This is a genomic window from Streptomyces sp. NPDC051987 (assembly GCF_040680735.1).
In the GTDB taxonomy this organism is placed as follows: domain Bacteria; phylum Actinomycetota; class Actinomycetes; order Streptomycetales; family Streptomycetaceae; genus Streptomyces.
On record NZ_JBFAXI010000037.1, the window covers coordinates 67,961 to 85,234 of the forward strand.

A 17,274-nucleotide genomic window follows, 5' to 3' on the forward strand; every position below is an offset into this window, starting at 1 on the left:
CTAGCCTGCCGGGCGCACGTTCCACTGGAAAATGCCAAACGACTGCCCCCTCCCGTACACGTTGCGTAGTGTCTGCGTCACTCAACCGGAGAGCCACGCGGCGGGAGGGGAGCCACGGTGCCCGGAATCGACGAGTGCTTACTGGAAGCGATGCGCCTGCCCGGGGCCCGGGGCGCCGCGCTGGTCGACTGGACCAGCGGGCTGGCCCTGGGCACGGTCGGGGAGGCGCCCGGCGGTGACCACGAGACCACCGCCGCGGAGGCCGCCGAGCTGGCCCGGCTGGCCGCCGAGCACGGGGCGTTCAGCACGGAGGACGACATCGAGGTGAGCCCTCCGGTGGAGGACCTGATCGTCAGCAACCGGGACAGCTACCACCTGCTGCGGTTCGTGGTCACGTCCTTCGACGCGACCGTGTTCCTGCATCTGTGGCTGACCCGCGAGGAGGGCAACCTCGCCCTCGCCCGGATCCGGCTCGGCGAGATGGCCGAGCGGCTGGTGCTGGGATGACCGTGGTCGAGACACCGCCGCCGCTGCCGGTCCGGGACCGCACGGCCCTGCACGAGAGAGCGCCCGGCGCGCTCTCCCCGATGCTGATACGCCTCGCCGAGGAGCGGGCCACCGGTGTCCTGGTCCGCGAGCACGGCACCCTGCACCTGGCCGAGGGCCGCGTGGTGCACGCCGAGAGCCCCTTCGCCCCCGGCCTCGACGTGCTCCTCACCGCCCGCGGCACGCTCGACGCGGCGGCCTGGCCCTGGACCGACGACATACCCGCCGCCGTCCACCGGCTGCTCACCGCCGGCCTGCTCCCCAGGGGCGCCCTGGAGCTGTGCCGCCTCAGCGCCCTGTACGACGCCGGGTACTTCGCCCTGGCGCCCAGCAGCACCCCCGGCCGCTTCCGCTACGGCACCACGGCCGCCGCCGTCCCGTTGCCGGCGGTCCCCGTCACCGCCCTGGAGCGCGAGACCCTGCGCCGCCGCGAGCTGCTGCACCGCATCTGGCCCGACCCGTCGGCGGACGGCGCCCCGCTGATCCGCGCCGATCCGGTCGCGCCGCCGCCGGTCACCTCGCGGCAGCGGGCGGTCCTGGCCCGGGTGGACGGCATCCGCACGGCACCGCAGATCGCCCGGGAGCTGGGCAGACCGGCCTTCCACACGCTGGTGGACGTACGGCGGCTGGCGGCGGCCGGACTCCTCACCCCGAGGAGCACCCTGCCCGTCCCACCCCCGCTTCCCCCGGTCACCGACCCCGACATCGCGCTGCTGAAGAGGCTCAGGGATGCGCTGGAGGCCCTTTGAACGGCACCGCCCCGCCGAGAGGAGACAGCTGATGGCGGCAGAATCCGGCAGCTCCGACAGAGAGGCCGTCCTCGACGAACTGCGCCGGTTACGCACCCGGATGCCCCAGCTCACCGGCGCCCTCGCGGCCGGTGTCGACGGCCTGGTCGTCGCCCACGACTGTCCGGGCGTCGATCCCGAGGGGCTCGCCGCGCTCACCGCGGCCCAGCTCGGCGTCGCCGTCCGGGTCTCCGACGCCACCGGCAAGGGCGACCTCAAGGAGCTGCTGGTGCGCGGCGAGGACGGCTATGTCGCCACCTACGCCGCCGGCCACAGCGCCGTGCTCACCCTGCTCGCCGAGGACCGGGTGAACGTCGGCCGGCTCCACCTGGAGGGCCGCCGGGCCGCCGCCCGGATCGGGGAGCTGGTCGACGCCGCCGAGGCCGCCGCCAAGGTCCTGCGCCCGGCCCGCAGCGCGGCCCCACGGACCAGAACCACGCGCACGCCACGCACCAGCACCACCACTGACGCGCGCACCGCAACCGACAGTTGAAGTGGAAAGGAACCACACCGTCATGGCCAACACCGAAACCGCCCTGAAAGAGTGCCTCACCTCCATCGAGGGCGCGACGGGCGTCGCGCTCGTCGACTACACCAGCGGGATGGCGCTGGGCACGATGGGCGGCAGCAAGACCTTCGACCTGAACGTGGCCGCGGCCGGGAACACCGACGTGATCCGCGCCAAGATGCGCACCATGGAGCACCTCGGCCTCAAGGGCGAGATCGAGGACATCCTGATCACGCTCTCCAACCAGTACCACCTGATCCGGCTGCTCAAGGGCCGGGGCGGCAACGGCCTCTTCCTCTACCTGGTGCTCGACCAGGCCCGCGCCAACCTGGCGATGGCCCGGCACCAGCTGAAGAAGATCGAGGAGGACCTGGAGGTCTGACCCGGCCTCACACCAGCGCCGCGGTGCGGCGGCGGGCTCCGCCCGGGGCCGCGTCGCCCGCCGCGATGCCGGTACCGCGGTAGGCCTTGACGGCCTTGCCGGCCGGACGGCCGCCGCGCTCGTCGAGCCAGTCGACGCGCAGCCAGACCAGCTGTTCGCCGGCCTTCTCCCGGCGGCCCAGCCAGGCCGCCTTCAGACGCAGCCCGGTGCCGGTCCCGGCGAGCAGCAGGCCGCCCGCCGCGGGCACCGCGAAGGAGCTGCCGAGGGCGGCGGCGAAGGCCAGCAGCAGCCACCAGCGGTGCCCCCGGCGCCAGTTGCGCACCGTCACCGCGCGGTCCTGGAGCACGTCGTGCTTGCCGGCCCGGGCGGCGCCGCGCACCAGCTCGGCGTACCGCCTGCGGCGGGCGAGCGCCACGACGGCGGCACCGACGAGGAACAGCGCGGCCCCGGCCAGGACGCCGATCCGCCGCCCGGTGATCCCGGAGGGCAGCACGCCGACGCCCGCCGCGAACACCCCGGACCACCACAGGGGCGCGGCCCCGGCCCGTACCACCACGGCCACCCGGGCCAGGCCCTGTCCTCCTCGTGCCCCTCGTCCCGCACGCGCCATGTCCGCAGCCTCCTCGCCGGTGTCGGCCCAGTCCGTACGGCGGGACGCTAACCAGCGAACGTGAGACGAGTCTTAAAGCCGCCTGCCGGCCGCCTACTCGACGAAGAGACCACGCGCCGCCGCCCGGGTGTCGAACTCCTCCAGGCGCGCCTGGGCGTCCGGCAGGTCGTCGCACATCGCCTCCAGGAGCACCCGGCCGAGCAGCATCGGCGCACACGCGGTGTCGAAGGCGAGTCCGGTGCCGACGGCAGCCGGCAGCAGCAGGTCGGAGACCTTGGCGACGGGCGCGAAGGCGGAGTCGGCGACGGTCACGACGGTCAGGCCGGACTCCTTGGCATAGCCCAGGGTGTCGACGACCTCGCGCGGATGGCGCGGCAGCGCGAAGCACAGCAGCGCCGTGGCACCGGCCAGCACGGCCGCGTCGATGCGGTCGTGGATCATCGTGCCGCCCTCGTGGAGCAGCCGGACGTCCGGGTGCACCTTGGCGGCGAAGTAGGCGAAGCCGTAGGCCTGCGAGGCGGCGGCCCGCAGGCCGAGGACCGGCAGCGGGCGGGAGGCGGCCAGCAGGCGGCCCGCCTGCTGCACCGGGCGCGGGTCGGCGAGCACCTCGGCGAGGTGCTTCAGGTTCTCGATCTCGGCCTCGACGGCCTGCTGGTACTCGTTGTACGACCCGTTTCCGGCCGCCTGTTCGGCGGGCACCACCTCGCGCAGGTGCCTGCGCAGCGCCGGGTAGCCGTCGAAGCCGAGGGCGACCGCGAACCGGGTGACGGAGGGCTGGCTGACCCCGGCCAGTTCGGCCAGCTCCACGCTGGACAGGAAGGGCACGTCGGCGGCGCGCCGCACCATGCTGTGCGCGATGCGCCGCTGGGTCGGCGTGAGCCGGTGCCCCTCGAAGAGCGCCTGCAAGCGAGTCGCAGGGCTGTCGGTCACGTTCATGACGTGCTCCCCCTCCAGATGTCCGTGAACCGGTCGAGCAGCCCGGCCGCCGCGGTGACGTCGTCCGTGAGCGGCCGGTCGGCCGGGTCCGCCTCCAGCGCCGCCTCGGCGAGCTCCAGTGCCCGCCCCGCCCCGAGCCCGGGGTCGGGACGCAGCTCGCGCTGGCGCAGCGCCCGTACGGCGGCGACGAGTTCGCAGCCGACCACCAGACGGTACGCACGGCAGGCGCGCAGCGTTTGACGGGCGGCGAGCGAGGCGAAACTGGCCTGTTCCTCGACGCCTCGGGAGAGTACAGCGTGCCCCAGGGAGGCGGGCGCGGAGAAGGCGCGCAGGTCGCCGAGGGCGGCGCCGGCGGCGTACTCCAGGATCATCACGCCGGATGAGGCGGGTTCGTGGTCGGCGAGGAAGGGGCGCAGCCGGGTGTAGGCGGGCTCGTTGAGGGTGGACAGGCGGGAGGTGGACAGGCGGGCGACCTGGGTGAGGGCGAGCCGGAAGTGGTCCAGGGCGAGGGCGAGCTGGGCCTGGTAGAAGCCGCCGTGGTGGTAGGCGGCGAGGTCCTCGGGGGAGATGAGGGGGTTCTCGGCGGCCGCGTTGATCTCGACGGCGAGGACCTGCTCCAGGGCGTCGGCGGCGTCGTGGGCCGGGCCGTGGATCTGGGGCAGGCAGCGGAAGCCGTAGGGGTCCTGGATCCGGCCGAGCGGCGGGGTCGGCCGGTCGGCGGCGCCGATCAGCTCCCGCATCCGCCGGGCGGCCTCGACGCTGCCGCGGTGCGGACGGGCGGCGTGGACGGGCGCCGCGAACGCCTCGTGGGAGCCGTCGACGGCGAGCAGTGACAGGGCCGCCACCACCTGGGTGGCCTCGATCAGTCCGCGCAGCTCGTGCAGGGCGAGCGCGGACTGGCCGAGGGTGAGGGCGTTGCTGCTGATCAGGGCGAGGGCGTCGTTGTTGTCCAGCGGCTGGGCGGCCGGTGCTCCCGAGCCCCGCCAGGGGTGCTCCCCCGCCAGCGCGAGACCCATCTGGGCCAGCGCCGCGATGTCCCCGGTGCCGACCGAGCCGAACTCGTTGACGACCGGGTACGCGCCCGACTCCAGCGCCTCGCACAGGGCCGTGACGACACTGGGCCTGAGGCCCGCGCCGCCCGCCAGCAGCTGGTTGGCGCGGACCGCGAGCATCGCGCGGACCTGCCGGGCGGGCAGTTCCTCGCCGATCGCCCCGGCGTGGCTGCGCAGCAGCCGCAGTCCGTGGCCGGCGGCGGCCTCGGTGGGGACGTCCTCGTTCCGGTTGGCGCCGACGCCGGTGGAGCGGCCGTAGACGCGGCCGGTCGCGGCGATCTGCCGGGCGGCGTTCCAGGACTCCTCCGCGTGGCGCATCGCCTCGGTGCCGGGGACCGGGCGGGCGGTGCCGTCGGCGAGGCGTACGACGTCCTCGACGCCCATGCCGATGCCGTCGAGGACCACCAGACCGGAATGCGTTGTGCCGGGGGCGTCCACAGTGTGAGACGACATCACGCCCAAACTCCCCTCGATCCGGACACTCGATCTTGCCTTCCGGCCATCCGTTACCTCGGATTAACGCCAGACCGCTGACAAGCTATTCACGTACCAAGAACTCTGCATGACGTTATACAGCCGGGCAAGGGACATCTCATGATCCAGTTCGACGCGGTCCACAAGCGCTTCCCCAACGGCACGACAGCAGTCCATGATCTCTCCCTGGAGATGCCGGAGGGCGGGGTCACCGTCCTGGTCGGCTCCTCCGGTTGCGGCAAGACCACCACCCTGCGGATGATCAACCGGATGGTCGAGCCGACCTCCGGCACGATCAAGGTGAACGGCAGGGACGTCACCCAGCAGGACGCCGCCGAACTGCGCCGGTCCATCGGGTACGTCATCCAGCAGGCCGGACTCTTCCCGCACCGCACGGTGCTCGACAACATCGCCACCGTCCCGCTGCTGCTCGGCTGGCACCGGAAGAAGGCCCGCGCCCGCGCCGCCGAACTCCTGGAGACCGTCGGCCTCGCCGCAGACGCCGGCAAGCGTTACCCGCACCAGCTCTCCGGCGGCCAGCAGCTGGGGGTCCCCCCAGGCCTTTAAGGCTCTGGGGGAGCGTCGGCGTGGCCCGCGCCCTCGCCGCCGACCCGCCGGTGCTGCTGATGGACGAGCCGTTCGGCGCCGTCGACCCGGTGGTGCGCACCCAGCTCCAGGACGAACTGCTGCGGCTCCAGAAGGAGTTGAACAAGACCATCGTCTTCGTCACCCACGACGTCGACGAGGCCGTCCGGCTCGGCGACCGGATCGCGATCTTCCGCACCGGCGGCCACCTCGTCCAGTGCGCCCCGCCCGCCGAGCTGCTGGCCCGGCCCGCGGACGACTTCGTGGCCGACTTCCTCGGCGCGGAACGGGGCCTGAAGCTGCTGTCCCTGCGGACCCTCGCCGACGTCCCCCAGGGCCCGGCGCCCCAGGGCGGCACCTGGACCCTCGCCCTGGACCCGGCGGGCAGACCGCTGCACTGGGCCTCGAAGGACGCCGAACTCCCCGTACGCCCGCTGGCGGACGACGACTCGCTGCTCGCCGCGCTCGACGAGTCGATCGCCTCCCCGACCGGACTCGTCGCCCGGGTGGACGCCCAGGGGGTCCTCACCGGCGTCTCGTCCCGCGACGACATCCACGCCCACGCCGGCCAGGCGCACACCGCGGCCCGGACGGTGGCGGCATGACCGTCGACTGGTCGTGGATCGGCGACCACACCGACGACCTCACCAGCCTCACCCTCTCCCACCTCCAGGCCGCGATGACCGCCGTCTTCTTCGGCCTGCTGATCTCGCTGCCGCTCGCGGTGGTCGCCCACCGGGTCCGCCCGCTGCGCGGCTTCCTGCTCGGCCTGTCCAACGTGCTCTTCACGATCCCCTCGATCGCGATCTTCGTGCTGCTGCTCCCGGTCAGCGGCCTGACCCGGACCACCACCGTCATCGGCCTGACCGTCTACACGCTGGTCGTGCTGCTGCGGAACACCGTCGAGGGCCTGGACTCGGTCCCCGCGAAGACCAAGGAGGCGGCGAAGGCGATGGGCACCCGCCCGCTGCGCACCCTCCTCACCGTCGAACTCCCGCTCGCCCTCCCCGTGATCATGGCGGGCGTCCGGATCGCCACGGTCATGTCCATCTCGCTGGTGAGCGTCGCCACCTACATCGGCGACGGCGGCCTGGGCCAGCTCTTCACCGACGGCTTCCAGCGCGACTTCCCGACCCCGGTGATCGTGGGCGTGGTCCTCACGATCCTGCTCGCCGTGGTCGCGGACGCCCTGCTGGTGGCGCTCCAGTACGTCCTGACCCCGTGGCGGCGGAGGCGAGCCTGACATGTTCGAACTCTTCAAGAACCTCGGCACCTGGCTGACCAGCGGCTCCCAGTGGGCCGGGCAGGACGGCATCGCCCACCGCCTCGCCGAGCACCTCCAGTACTCGCTGCTCGCGACCCTCGTCGCGGCCGCGATCGGCCTCCCCCTCGGCCTGCTGATCGGCCACACCGGCAAGGGCGCGTTCCTCGCCATCAACCTCGCGTCCTTCGGCCGCGCCCTGCCGACCGTCGGCCTCGTCGTCCTGGTCTTCCTCGCGGGCGGCCTGTCGATGCTGCCGGTCTACGTCGCGCTGGTCGCCCTCGCGGTCCCGGCGATCGTCACCAACACCTACGCCGGGATGACGGCCGTCGACCCGGACGTGAAGGACGCGGCCCGCGGCCAGGGCATGCGCGGCCGCCAGGTCCTCCTCCACGTCGAACTGCCGCTGGCCCTCCCCCTGATCATGACGGGTCTGCGCCTCGCGCTCATCCAGGTCGTGGCCACCGCCACCATCGCCGCGTACGTCTCCTTCGGCGGCCTCGGCCGCTACGTCTTCGACGGACTCGCCCAGCGCGACCTCGTCCAGGTGCTCGGCGGCGCGGTGCTGGTCGCGCTCGTCGCCGTCGTCCTCGACCTGCTCCTGAGCACCCTCCAGCGCTTCCTCTTCCGCCACCGCACCGCCTAGGGAACCCGAAGATGAACCGTCGCACCCTCCTCGGTGGCCTGCTCGCCGCCGGCTCCGTCACCACCCTCTCCGCCTGCTCCAGCGGCATCACCTCCCTGAACGAGAGCAGCGGCTCGACCGCCGGCGGCGGCTCCAGCAAGGGCGGCATCACCATCGGCACCGCCAACTTCACCGAGAACCAGGTGCTCGGCTACCTCTACGCGGCCGTCCTCCAGAAGGCAGGCGTGAAGGTGAAGGTCCGCCCCAACCTCGGCACCCGGGAGATCGTGATCCCCGCGCTCAAGGCGGGCGACATCGACCTGCTGCCCGAGTACCAGGGCGCCCTCCTCAACTACCTGGCCCCGAAGGACGCCTCCGCCGAGCCGGGCACCATGCAGAACGCCCTCACCCTCGCGCTGCCCGCCGGGCTCCAGGTGCTGCCGTACGGGCAGGCGGCCGACTCCGACTGCTTCGTCGTCACCCGGGCGACCGCCCAGAAGTACGGCCTGACCTCCCTCGCCGACCTCGCCAAGCAGAACGGCAGGCTGGTCATCGGCGCCGCGCCCGAGGTGAAGAAGCGCCGGGTGGGCACGGTCGGGCTGCAGGAGGTGTACGGCGTCCAGTTCAAGGAGTTCAAGTCGCTCGACTCGGACGGGCCGCTGGTCAAGGGCGCGTTGAGGAAGGGCGACGTGGACGTGGCGAACCTGTTCACCACCGACACAGACATCGCCGCCAACGGCTGGGTGGTGCTGGCCGACCCGAAGAACCTGATCCCCAGCCAGCACATCGTCCCGCTGATCGCCGACCGCAAGGCCGACGACACCGTCCGCAAGGCCCTCGCCCGGCTCGGCAATGTCCTCACCACCGAGCAGCTCACCCGGCTCAACAGCCAGGTGGACAACGACAAGAAGGACCCGGAGGACGTGGCGGCCGCCTACGCGAAGCAGCACGGACTGGCCTGACCGCCGCCAGGGTGCCCACCGGCTCGGTATCGCGCGGGCGATGATCCGGCCAAGAGCCGTTAAACCAATACCGAGCGTAACGTTTCCGCCGCGTAGAGTGATGAGAACCATCAGCGCCAGCACCTGAGGAAGCGTCATGGCCTCCAACCCCACGGCCCTTCCGTCGGCCACCGCCGTCGGCGCGCCGGCCGTCGCCCTCGCGCCGGCGGCCGTCGTCCCCGCCTCGGCGAGCGCGGCCCTCGACGAACTGCTCCAGGGCAACCGGCGGTACGCCACCGGCTGCTCCGGCCGGCGCCGGGCCGGCGCACCGCGCCCGTTCGCGGTGGTGCTCGGCTGCGTGGACTCCGCGGCCGCCCCGGAACTCGTCTTCGACCAGGGCCCCGGCGACCTGCTGAGCATAAGGACGGCCGGACAGGTGCTGGACGAGGCGGTGCTCGCCTCCCTCCAGTACGGCGTGCAGGAACTGCGCGTCCCGCTGGTGGTGGTGCTCGGCCACGAGGGCTGCGGGGCCGTCGCCGCCACCCTGGACCGGCTGCGCACGGGGGCGCCCGTCCCCGGTCATCTCGAACTCCTCGCCGACCAGATCGCGCCGGCCGCCCTGCGCACCAGGGCGCTCCCCGGCGACTGGGCCGAACACACCCTGCGGGCCCAGACGATGTGGGCACGTGACGCGATCCGCGCCGACTGCGCCTTCGCGGGGGCGTCGGTGGTGGCGGCCCGGTTCGACACCGGCAGCGGGCTGGTGTCGCTGCTGCCCTGAGGGTGGTCCCCCCGCCGGATGCGGGGGATTTCCCCAGTGCGCCGGGGACCCCGGATCCCTACCGTGGGCCCCATGACGGACGCGCGTGACACCGACCTGAAGAAGGAACTCGCCGCGACCCTGCACGCCCGTAGCGAGCTGGGGCCCGAGTACGAGTCGGAACTGGCCGACTCCTTCGTGGAGAAGATCGACCAGCGCATCGACGGCGCGGTCGAGCGCCGGCTGCGCCGGACCCTGGCCGAGCAGCAGATGCAGGTGGCCCGGGGGACGCGCGGCGCCAGGGGCGGCACCGACTCGTGGGGCGAGCGGTTCGGCTTCGGGATCGTGTCGCTGGTGCTGGCGATCCCGCTGTCGGCGATCGGCGGCGGCATCGCCCACCTGCCGGGCCTGATCGCCACCTGGGTCGGCATCGTCGGCGTCAACGTGGCCCAGGCCGTCCGCCTCAACCCTGGCCTGTTCCAGCGGAGCGACCGCGGCCACGAGGACTGACCGGGGCCGGCACCGGCACCGGCCGGCCCCGGTCACACCTGGCGGGTCGGCTGGACCACGATCTGCCGCAGGTTGACGTTCCGGGGGCGGCTCACCACGTAGCAGACCAGGTCGGCGAGGTCCTCGGCGGCCAGGGCGCCCATGCCGTCGAACATGCCCGCCACCTGCTCGCGCAGCTCCTCGCCCTCGATGTGGGTGCCGAGTTCGGTGTCCGTCAGGCCCGGCTCCACGTTGGTGACCCGCACGTCACGCGGCCCGAACTCGGCGCGCAGGGCCTGCGACAGGAAGGTGACGGCAGCCTTGGTGGCGCCGTACACCGCGAAGGTGGGGAAGACGAGGTGGGCGCCGATGGACGACACGTTGACGAGGTCGGCGGTACGGCCCTCGGCGGCGGCCGCCACCAGGTCCCCGGTGAAGGCGCGCAGCACCCGCAGCACCCCCGTGACGTTGGTGTCGAGCATGCGCTGCCACTCGTCGATGCGGCCGTCGTCGACGGGGTTGGGCAGCATGACGCCGGCGTTGTTGACGACGAGGTCGACGCTGCCGTAGGCCGCGTGGACGGCGTCGGCCGCCGCCTGCACGGAGGCGTCGTCGGTGACGTCGGCGACCACGGCGAGGGCCTCGCCGCCGTTCGCCCGGATCTTCGCCACCAGCGTCTCCAGCCGGTCCGCGCGCCGGGCGAGCAGCGCCACCCGGGCCCCCGACCCGGCGAGCCGCAGGGCCACGGCCGCCCCGATCCCGCTGGCGGCGCCGGTGACGACGGCGGTACGGCCGGACAGGTTGTCGTACGACATGAGGTACTCCCTGGTCAGTGCCGCCGGGACAGCCTCGGTGGCGTGTCTCCACCCTCGCCGGGTCCGGGCGGCCCACCCAGGGCTGAGCTTTTCCTGGGTCTGACAGAACCAGGTTGGCGGGGCGCCGCTCCCCTACGATCGAACCCATGGACGGGGAACTCGGAGACTTCCTGCGCTCGCGCCGCGCCCGCATCCGGCCCGAGGAGGTGGGGCTGCCCTCGCACGGACGGCGCCGCGTACCGGGCCTGCGCCGCGAAGAGGTGGCGCAGCTGGCGGGGGTGAGCGTCGACTACTACATCCGGCTGGAGCAGGGGCGGGGCACCAGCGTTTCCGACGCCGTGCTGGACGCGGTCGCGCGGGTGCTGCGGCTGGACGAGACCGAGCACGCCTATCTGCGCACGGTGGCGCGCCCGCGGAAGAGCAGGGGCGCGCGGCGCCCCGCGGTCCCGCGGGTACGCCCCGGGGTGCAGCTGCTGCTGGACGCCATGGAGCGGTCCCCGGCGTTCGTGCTGGGCCGCCGGATGGAGGTGCTGGCCTGGAACGCGCCCGCCGACGCGCTGCTCGGTTTCGGCGCGCTGGACCCGGCCGCCCGCAGCATGCCCCGGCTGGTCTTCCTGGACCCGGCGGCGGCCGACTTCTACCCCGAGTGGGCGGCGGTCGCCGCCCAGACCGTCGCCAACCTGCGCATCAGCGCGGGCCTGCACCCCGACGACCCCGCCCTGACCGCCCTGATCGGCGAACTCTCCGTCAAGAGCGCGGACTTCCGCCGACTGTGGGCGGACCACGAGGTCAAGGCGTGCGCGTACGGCGTGAAGCGCGTCCGGCACCCGGTGGCGGGCCTGCTCACCCTGCCCTACGAGACCCTCTCGGTGCCCGAGGACCCGGACCAGACGCTGGTCGCGTACACCCCGGAGCCGGGCTCGGAGACGGCGGAGCGGCTGGCCCTGCTGGGCAGTTGGAACGCGACGACGGTGTGAGCCGGGAAGGCCGGCCGGGAAGAGTAATGCGCGGGGACCGCCGCACCCCCTAGAAGGGGGGCGGGACGACGGCGGTCCCCGCGAGGGACATGGACCGGGTCAGGGCCGGGTCGCACGTCCGGGCGTCCATGGAGGTCCGGGAGCCGCTCCGGAGGTCCTTGGACGTTCGGTGCCGGCCGGGGCGGGGAGCCGCTCCCGCCCTGCCGACACCCACCAATCTGCCGGACCCGTGTTAAGCGTGTGCTGCGCGCACGTGACACGCTCGTACCACTTCCGCGAAGTCCACCACTCGGACAGGGAACAACAAGTTCCCCCGTGTCACGGGCCGTTCACCGCAGGTTCGCTACTGCTTGCCGCCCTTGGCGAGAAAAGCCAGCAGGTCCTGCCGGCTGATCACACCGGTGGGCTTGCCCTCGACGAGGACGATCGCGGCGTCGGCCGTGCCCAGCACCGACATCAGGTCCGCGACCGGCTCGCCGGAGCCGACCTGGGGCAGCGGGGCGCACATGTGCTTCTCCAGCGGGTCCTCCAGGGAGGCCCGCTTGCTGAACAGCGCGTCGAGCAGCTCGCGTTCGACGACCGAGCCGACGACCTCGGCGGCCATCACGTCCGGGTGCCCGGCGCCCGGCTTGACGACGGGCATCTGGGAGACGCCGTACTCGCGCAGCACCTCGATGGCCTGGCCGACGGTTTCGTCCGGGTGCATGTGGACGAGGGAGGGGATGGAGCCGCCGGCCTTGTCGCTGAGCACGTCGCCGACGCGGGCGCTCGGGCCCTCGTCCTCCAGGAAGCCGTAGTCGGCCATCCACTCGTCGTTGAAGATCTTGCTCAGGTAGCCACGGCCGCTGTCCGGCAGCAGGACGACCACCACGTCGTCCGGGCCGAGCCGCTCGGCCACCCGCAGCGCCGCCACGACCGCCATCCCGCAGGAGCCGCCGACCAGCAGCCCCTCCTCCTTGGCGAGCCGCCGGGTCATCTGGAAGGAGTCCTTGTCCGACACGGCGACGATCTCGTCGGCGACGGTCCGGTCGTAGGCGGTGGGCCAGAAGTCCTCGCCGACGCCCTCGACGAGGTACGGCCGCCCGGACCCGCCGGAGTACACGGAGCCCTCCGGGTCGGCGCCGATCACCCGGACGCGTCCTTCACTGGCGTCCTTCAGGTAGCGGCCGGTGCCGGAGATGGTGCCGCCGGTGCCGACCCCCGCGACGAAGTGGGTGATCTTCCCCTCCGTCTGCTCCCACAGCTCGGGGCCGGTCGAGTGATAGTGCGAAAGGGGGTTGTTGGGGTTGGAGTACTGGTCCGGCTTCCAGGCGCCGGGCGTCTCGCGGACCAGCCGGTCGGAGACGTTGTAGTACGAGTCCGGGTGCTCCGGGTCGACGGCGGTGGGGCAGACCACCACCTCGGCGCCGTAGGCCCGCAGCACGTTGATCTTGTCGGTGCTCACCTTGTCGGGGCACACGAAGATGCACTTGTACCCCTTCTGCTGGGCGACGATCGCCAGTCCGACCCCGGTGTTCCCGCTGGTGGGCTCGACAATGGTCCCGCCCGGCTGCAGCTCCCCGCTCTTCTCGGCGGCCTCGATCATCCGCAGCGCGATGCGGTCCTTCACGGAACCGCCCGGGTTGAAGTACTCGACCTTGGCGAGCACGGTGGCCTGGATGCCCTGGGTGACGCTGTTGAGTCTCACCAGCGGGGTGTTGCCGACAAGGCTGATCATCGAGTCGTGGAATCGCACCGTTGTCTCCGGTCGCTTTCAAAAGATGTGGTCCTAGTGGTCCCGCCAGCCTACGGCCCGCTTCGGAGGTTCACTCCCTGTTGAGATTGGCGCACGGGCGGTACGGGGCAAGGAGTGGATGAGCGGCAACGAGGAGGTGGCGGCGGCGCATGACGAACATGTCGAGGGCCCGGGTGGCCCGGCGGATCGCGGCCGGGGCGGCGTACGGCGGCGGCGGGGTCGGGCTGGTCGGCGCGGCCGCGGTGGGTCTGCTGCTGGCCGAGGTGCGGATGGCCCAGGCGGCGGTGCACAACGGCAACAGCGGCGGCCGGGTGCCGACGGCGGACGGCAGGTACGGCGACGGGTACGGCGCCCTGGGCGAGCCGCCCATCCGCCTGACGATGCTCGGCGACTCCACGGCGGCCGGGCAGGGCGTGCACCGCGCCGCCCAGACGCCGGGCGCGCTGCTGGCGTCAGGCCTCGCGGCGGTGGCCGAACGCCCGGTCGAGCTGAGGAACGTGGCGCTGCCCGGCGCGCAGTCCGACGACCTGGACCGTCAGGTCGCGCTGGTCCTGGGCCCGGCCTCGGTGGTCCCCGACGTCTGCGTGATCATGATCGGCGCGAACGACGTCACGCACCGCATGCCGCCGACCCGCTCCGTCCGTCACCTCTCCTCGGCGGTGCGCCGGCTGCGTACGGCGGGCGCGGAGGTGGTGGTCGGCACCTGCCCCGACCTGGGCACGATCGAGCCGGTACGGCAGCCGCTGCGCTGGCTGGCCCGGCGGGCGTCCCGGCAGCTGGCGGCGGCCCAGACGATCGGCACGGTGGAACAGGGCGGCCGCACGGTGTCGCTGGGCGACCTGCTGGGCCCCGAGTTCGCGGCCAACCCCCGCGAGCTGTTCGGCCCCGACAACTACCACCCCTCTGCGGAGGGGTACGCCACGGCGGCGATGGCGGTGCTGCCGACGGTCTGCGCCGCCCTCGGCCTCTGGCCGGCGGAGGAGGAGCGGCCCGACGTCACCCGCCGCGAGGGGTTCCTGCCGGTCGCCCGAGCGGCGGCGGAGGCGGCGGCCGAGGCCGGCACGGAGGTGACGGCGGCGATGCCGACGGGGCCGCGTGGACCGTGGGCCCTGCTGAAGCGCCGTCGGCGCCGGCAGGTCGAGGAGCCGCCCGCCCTCCCCCCCGACCCGGCGTCCGAAGAGGCGAGACCGCGGGCCGGCACCACCGAGTGACGGCGGGCGGGGCCCCCGTAAGGGGCGCGGGGAACTGCGCGACCGGCCCCCACCGGCCCGCGGACCTCGACGCGGCCCCCAACAAAAAAGCAAGCGCTTAGAAAGTGCGGTCAGTGTCACACCTCGGTACCGGTGACCGATGACATACGTACAGGTAACTTCCGAAGCGGTCCTGCCAACCCCCGTACGCCAATGGAGCCGTGATGCCCGAAGCCGTCATCGTCTCGACCGCCCGTTCCCCGATCGGCCGTGCCGTCAAGGGCTCCCTGAAGGACCTGCGCCCCGACGACCTCACCGCGACGATCATCCAGGCCGCCCTCGCCAAGGTCCCCGAGCTGGACCCGAAGGACATCGACGACCTGATGCTCGGCTGCGGTCTGCCCGGCGGCGAGCAGGGCTACAACCTCGGCCGGATCGTCGCCGTACAGATGGGCATGGACCACCTGCCCGGCTGCACCATCACCCGGTACTGTTCCTCGTCCCTCCAGACCAGCCGCATGGCCCTGCACGCCATCAAGGCCGGCGAGGGCGACGTCTTCATCTCGGCCGGTGTCGAGATGGTCTCCCGCTACGCCAAGGGCAGCTCGGACGGCCTCCCGGACACCACGAACCCGATCTTCGCCGAAGCCCAGGCCCGTACCGCCGCCACCGCCGAGTCGACCGGCTCCACCTGGCACGACCCGCGCGAGGACGGCCTGCTCCCCGACCCGTACATCGCCATGGGGCAGACGGCCGAGAACCTGGCCCGCATCAAGGGCGTCACCCGTCAGGACATGGACGAGTTCGGCGTCCGCTCCCAGAACCTCGCCGAGGAAGCCATCAAGAACGGCTTCTGGGAGCGCGAGATCACCCCGGTCACCCTCCCCGACGGCACGGTCGTCAGCAAGGACGACGGCCCGCGCGCCGGCGTCACCCTGGAGGGTGTGGCCGGCCTCAAGCCGGTCTTCCGCCCCGACGGACTGGTCACGGCCGGCAACTGCTGCCCGCTGAACGACGGCGCCGCCGCGGTCGTCATCATGAGCGACACCAAGGCCCGCGAGCTGGGCCTGACCCCGCTCGCCCGGATCGTGTCGACCGGCGTGTCCGGCCTCTCCCCCGAGATCATGGGCCTCGGCCCGGTCGAGGCGAGCAAGCAGGCCCTGGGCCGCGCCGGACTCACCATCGACGACATCGACCTGGTCGAGATCAACGAGGCGTTCGCCGCCCAGGTGATCCCCTCCTACCGCGACCTCGGCATCCCGCTGGAGAAGCTGAACGTGAACGGCGGCGCCATCGCCGTCGGCCACCCCTTCGGCATGACCGGCGCCCGCATCACCGGCACGCTGATCAACTCCCTGCAGTTCCACGACAAGCAGTTCGGCCTGGAGACGATGTGCGTCGGCGGCGGCCAGGGCATGGCGATGGTCATCGAGCGCCTCAGCTGAGTCCCACCGCACCACCCGTCACCCCTGAGTGACCGTCACGGGACCCACCGTGACACCGCGGCCCGGTGTTCGAGAAAGCCCCGAACACCGGGCCGATTTGTGATCCAATCTCCCCCAGGATGTGACGTATCTCCCTCCAGGGAGGTATCACCGCAGGTCAGTGCCGTTGTTCAGACAAACCGCAGGCCCAAAGTCCTGTCCGTTTCGTGACGTTACGCACTGACAGCTGGATAGTCCGCCCTTCAAGCTGATGTAGGAAGTCGGGGGTCGACTTTGAACCGGGAGTACGTCAGTGAGCGCCATGCCGATCGCCTTGCTGCTCACCACGGCCGCCACGGGCGCCGTGGGCGTCGCTGTCCTGCGCACCGTTCTGAAGCTGCGCCGTCAGGTCGCCGAGCTGCACACCCAGCTTGCCCAGAACCAGGCCGCGACCCTGCGCGCGCTCATGCCGGCGGCTCGCAGCCACGCGGCCGCCGAGGAGATACGCGCCGCGGTGGCGGAGGCGCTGGCCGAGGAGCGGGAGCGGGAGCTCGCCGAGGCACGGGCCTTCTGGGCAGCGCAGGAGGCGCGTGACGTCTCCGACGCGCCGTCGCTGCTGGGTCTGGCGGACGGCGAGCCGTTCCTGCCCCGGCAGGCGGACTTCGTGGGGCTGGAGCCGGTCGCCGAGCCGGCGGCGGAGCCGGACGAGTTCACCGGGGAGTCCCCGGAGCTGGCGGCGGCGCGCCGGCGCCACCCGTCCCACCCCGACTTCGTGCCGGTGCAGTCGCCGGTGAACGACCATGAGCGGACGGTCGCGACGCTGGAGCAGCTGGCCGAGTCTCAGGTCGAGCTCTCCGACGTGCGCCCCGGGCCGCTGGGGACGCTGGACGTCTATGTCTTCGCCGACGGCACGACCCTGTGCATGACGCCGGGGCACCGGGAGACGGCGGAGCGGTTGGCTGCCGCCCTGGGCGCCGGTGAGACGCCGTACCTGCTGGGCGGGTCGGGGATCTCCGGCGCGTACACGCTGACGTTCGCGTGCGGGGAGGAGAACGTCTACATCCTGGCGGACCGGGTCATCGCGTCGCTGTGACGTCCGGGGTGCGCCGGGTGCGTTGTCGAGTGCGGGCAGGTGGGGCTTCTCGCGCAGTTCCCCGCGCCCCTGAAAGAAGGGGC

18 protein-coding genes and 1 pseudogene are annotated in these 17,274 nt (G+C 72.7%); 14 read left to right on the top strand and 5 right to left on the bottom strand.

What is annotated here, in order from left to right; translation table 11 throughout:
- Positions 1 to 117: 117 nt before the first annotated feature.
- The 4 genes from AB0M11_RS21265 to AB0M11_RS21280 are packed head-to-tail and all read left to right on the top strand — an operon-like array spanning position 118 to position 2,224.
- Positions 118 to 507, top strand: a complete 390-nt coding sequence (locus AB0M11_RS21265; protein WP_365707651.1) for a hypothetical protein — start codon at positions 118 to 120, stop codon at positions 505 to 507.
- A complete protein-coding gene (locus tag AB0M11_RS21270; RefSeq protein WP_365707653.1) occupies positions 504 to 1,295 on the top strand; it encodes a transcriptional regulator in 792 nt (263 codons plus the stop codon). Before AB0M11_RS21265 ends, AB0M11_RS21270 begins: the two co-directional genes overlap by 4 nt.
- 31 nt (positions 1,296 to 1,326) lie before the next feature.
- Positions 1,327 to 1,827: a roadblock/LC7 domain-containing protein gene (locus AB0M11_RS21275; protein WP_365707655.1), complete on the top strand. Its 501-nt coding sequence runs from the start codon at positions 1,327 to 1,329 to the stop codon at positions 1,825 to 1,827.
- 22 nt (positions 1,828 to 1,849) lie between these two features.
- Entirely contained in the window at positions 1,850 to 2,224 is a 375-nt protein-coding gene (locus AB0M11_RS21280; protein ID WP_352365380.1) for a hypothetical protein, read from the top strand.
- Between the two features lie 7 nt (positions 2,225 to 2,231).
- Here AB0M11_RS21280 and AB0M11_RS21285 read toward each other — a convergent pair whose 3' ends face one another.
- The 3 genes from AB0M11_RS21285 to AB0M11_RS21295 all read right to left on the bottom strand — a co-directional run bounded on the left by AB0M11_RS21285 (position 2,232) and on the right by AB0M11_RS21295 (position 5,275).
- Positions 2,232 to 2,834, bottom strand: coding sequence for a hypothetical protein (locus AB0M11_RS21285; protein ID WP_365707657.1), 603 nt, complete (start codon positions 2,832 to 2,834; stop codon positions 2,232 to 2,234).
- 93 nt (positions 2,835 to 2,927) lie between these two features.
- On the bottom strand, positions 2,928 to 3,770 hold the full coding sequence (locus AB0M11_RS21290) for a MurR/RpiR family transcriptional regulator (protein WP_365707659.1): 843 nt from the start codon (positions 3,768 to 3,770) through the stop codon (positions 2,928 to 2,930).
- Entirely contained in the window at positions 3,767 to 5,275 is a 1,509-nt protein-coding gene (locus AB0M11_RS21295) for an aromatic amino acid ammonia-lyase (RefSeq protein ID WP_365707661.1), read from the bottom strand. The genes AB0M11_RS21290 and AB0M11_RS21295 overlap by 4 nt, the downstream gene beginning before the upstream one ends.
- A 141-nt stretch (positions 5,276 to 5,416) precedes the next feature.
- Here AB0M11_RS21295 and AB0M11_RS21300 point away from each other — a divergent pair.
- The 6 genes and pseudogenes from AB0M11_RS21300 to AB0M11_RS21325 all read left to right on the top strand — a co-directional run bounded on the left by AB0M11_RS21300 (position 5,417) and on the right by AB0M11_RS21325 (position 9,978).
- Positions 5,417 to 6,486 (top strand): annotated as a pseudogene (locus tag AB0M11_RS21300) (ABC transporter ATP-binding protein).
- Positions 6,483 to 7,124 carry an ABC transporter permease gene (locus AB0M11_RS21305; RefSeq protein WP_365707663.1) on the top strand — a complete coding sequence of 214 codons (642 nt, stop codon included), beginning with the start codon at positions 6,483 to 6,485 and terminating at the stop codon, positions 7,122 to 7,124. Before AB0M11_RS21300 ends, AB0M11_RS21305 begins: the two are co-directional and overlap by 4 nt.
- Before the next feature lies 1 nt (position 7,125).
- Positions 7,126 to 7,788: an ABC transporter permease gene (locus AB0M11_RS21310; RefSeq protein WP_365707665.1), complete on the top strand. Its 663-nt coding sequence runs from the start codon at positions 7,126 to 7,128 to the stop codon at positions 7,786 to 7,788.
- Between the two features lie 11 nt (positions 7,789 to 7,799).
- Positions 7,800 to 8,729, top strand: coding sequence for an ABC transporter substrate-binding protein (locus AB0M11_RS21315; protein ID WP_365707667.1), 930 nt, complete (start codon positions 7,800 to 7,802; stop codon positions 8,727 to 8,729).
- Between the two features lie 136 nt (positions 8,730 to 8,865).
- Complete coding sequence (locus AB0M11_RS21320) at positions 8,866 to 9,489, top strand: carbonic anhydrase (RefSeq protein ID WP_365707669.1); 624 nt, start codon at positions 8,866 to 8,868, stop codon at positions 9,487 to 9,489.
- A gap of 72 nt (positions 9,490 to 9,561) precedes the next feature.
- Positions 9,562 to 9,978, top strand: a complete 417-nt coding sequence (locus tag AB0M11_RS21325; protein ID WP_365707671.1) for a hypothetical protein — start codon at positions 9,562 to 9,564, stop codon at positions 9,976 to 9,978.
- 32 nt (positions 9,979 to 10,010) lie between these two features.
- Here AB0M11_RS21325 and AB0M11_RS21330 read toward each other — a convergent pair whose 3' ends face one another.
- Positions 10,011 to 10,772, bottom strand: a complete 762-nt coding sequence (locus tag AB0M11_RS21330; RefSeq protein WP_365707673.1) for an SDR family oxidoreductase — start codon at positions 10,770 to 10,772, stop codon at positions 10,011 to 10,013.
- Between the two features lie 146 nt (positions 10,773 to 10,918).
- Between AB0M11_RS21330 and AB0M11_RS21335 the strand changes: the two genes are divergently transcribed.
- On the top strand, positions 10,919 to 11,749 hold the full coding sequence (locus tag AB0M11_RS21335) for a helix-turn-helix transcriptional regulator (protein ID WP_365707675.1): 831 nt from the start codon (positions 10,919 to 10,921) through the stop codon (positions 11,747 to 11,749).
- A gap of 343 nt (positions 11,750 to 12,092) precedes the next feature.
- On the opposite strand, the gene AB0M11_RS21340 is transcribed toward AB0M11_RS21335, so the two are convergent.
- Positions 12,093 to 13,484, bottom strand: coding sequence for a cystathionine beta-synthase (locus tag AB0M11_RS21340; RefSeq protein ID WP_365707677.1), 1,392 nt, complete (start codon positions 13,482 to 13,484; stop codon positions 12,093 to 12,095).
- Between the two features lie 149 nt (positions 13,485 to 13,633).
- Between AB0M11_RS21340 and AB0M11_RS21345 the strand changes: the two genes are divergently transcribed.
- From AB0M11_RS21345 to AB0M11_RS21355, 3 genes are all read left to right on the top strand, one after another.
- Positions 13,634 to 14,695 carry an SGNH/GDSL hydrolase family protein gene (locus AB0M11_RS21345; protein WP_365707679.1) on the top strand — a complete coding sequence of 354 codons (1,062 nt, stop codon included), beginning with the start codon at positions 13,634 to 13,636 and terminating at the stop codon, positions 14,693 to 14,695.
- Positions 14,696 to 14,898: 203 nt separating this feature from the next.
- Entirely contained in the window at positions 14,899 to 16,119 is a 1,221-nt protein-coding gene (locus AB0M11_RS21350; RefSeq protein WP_365707680.1) for an acetyl-CoA C-acetyltransferase, read from the top strand.
- 292 nt (positions 16,120 to 16,411) lie between these two features.
- Positions 16,412 to 17,191: a hypothetical protein gene (locus AB0M11_RS21355; RefSeq protein WP_365707682.1), complete on the top strand. Its 780-nt coding sequence runs from the start codon at positions 16,412 to 16,414 to the stop codon at positions 17,189 to 17,191.
- Positions 17,192 to 17,274: the final 83 nt, after the last annotated feature.

Bases quoted from the DNA above. Each gene is read 5' to 3' on its own strand.
- AB0M11_RS21270 (WP_365707653.1), top strand. From the start codon at position 504: ATGACCGTGGTCGAGACACCGCCGCCGCTGCCGGTCCGGGACCGCACG.
- AB0M11_RS21275 (WP_365707655.1), top strand. From the start codon at position 1,327: ATGGCGGCAGAATCCGGCAGCTCCGACAGAGAGGCCGTCCTCGACGAA.
- AB0M11_RS21280 (WP_352365380.1), top strand. From the start codon at position 1,850: ATGGCCAACACCGAAACCGCCCTGAAAGAGTGCCTCACCTCCATCGAG.
- AB0M11_RS21285 (WP_365707657.1), bottom strand. From the start codon at position 2,834: ATGGCGCGTGCGGGACGAGGGGCACGAGGAGGACAGGGCCTGGCCCGG.
- AB0M11_RS21290 (WP_365707659.1), bottom strand. From the start codon at position 3,770: ATGAACGTGACCGACAGCCCTGCGACTCGCTTGCAGGCGCTCTTCGAG.
- AB0M11_RS21295 (WP_365707661.1), bottom strand. From the start codon at position 5,275: ATGTCGTCTCACACTGTGGACGCCCCCGGCACAACGCATTCCGGTCTG.
- AB0M11_RS21305 (WP_365707663.1), top strand. From the start codon at position 6,483: ATGACCGTCGACTGGTCGTGGATCGGCGACCACACCGACGACCTCACC.
- AB0M11_RS21310 (WP_365707665.1), top strand. From the start codon at position 7,126: ATGTTCGAACTCTTCAAGAACCTCGGCACCTGGCTGACCAGCGGCTCC.
- AB0M11_RS21315 (WP_365707667.1), top strand. From the start codon at position 7,800: ATGAACCGTCGCACCCTCCTCGGTGGCCTGCTCGCCGCCGGCTCCGTC.
- AB0M11_RS21320 (WP_365707669.1), top strand. From the start codon at position 8,866: ATGGCCTCCAACCCCACGGCCCTTCCGTCGGCCACCGCCGTCGGCGCG.
- AB0M11_RS21325 (WP_365707671.1), top strand. From the start codon at position 9,562: ATGACGGACGCGCGTGACACCGACCTGAAGAAGGAACTCGCCGCGACC.
- AB0M11_RS21330 (WP_365707673.1), bottom strand. From the start codon at position 10,772: ATGTCGTACGACAACCTGTCCGGCCGTACCGCCGTCGTCACCGGCGCC.
- AB0M11_RS21335 (WP_365707675.1), top strand. From the start codon at position 10,919: ATGGACGGGGAACTCGGAGACTTCCTGCGCTCGCGCCGCGCCCGCATC.
- AB0M11_RS21345 (WP_365707679.1), top strand. From the start codon at position 13,634: ATGACGAACATGTCGAGGGCCCGGGTGGCCCGGCGGATCGCGGCCGGG.
- AB0M11_RS21350 (WP_365707680.1), top strand. From the start codon at position 14,899: ATGCCCGAAGCCGTCATCGTCTCGACCGCCCGTTCCCCGATCGGCCGT.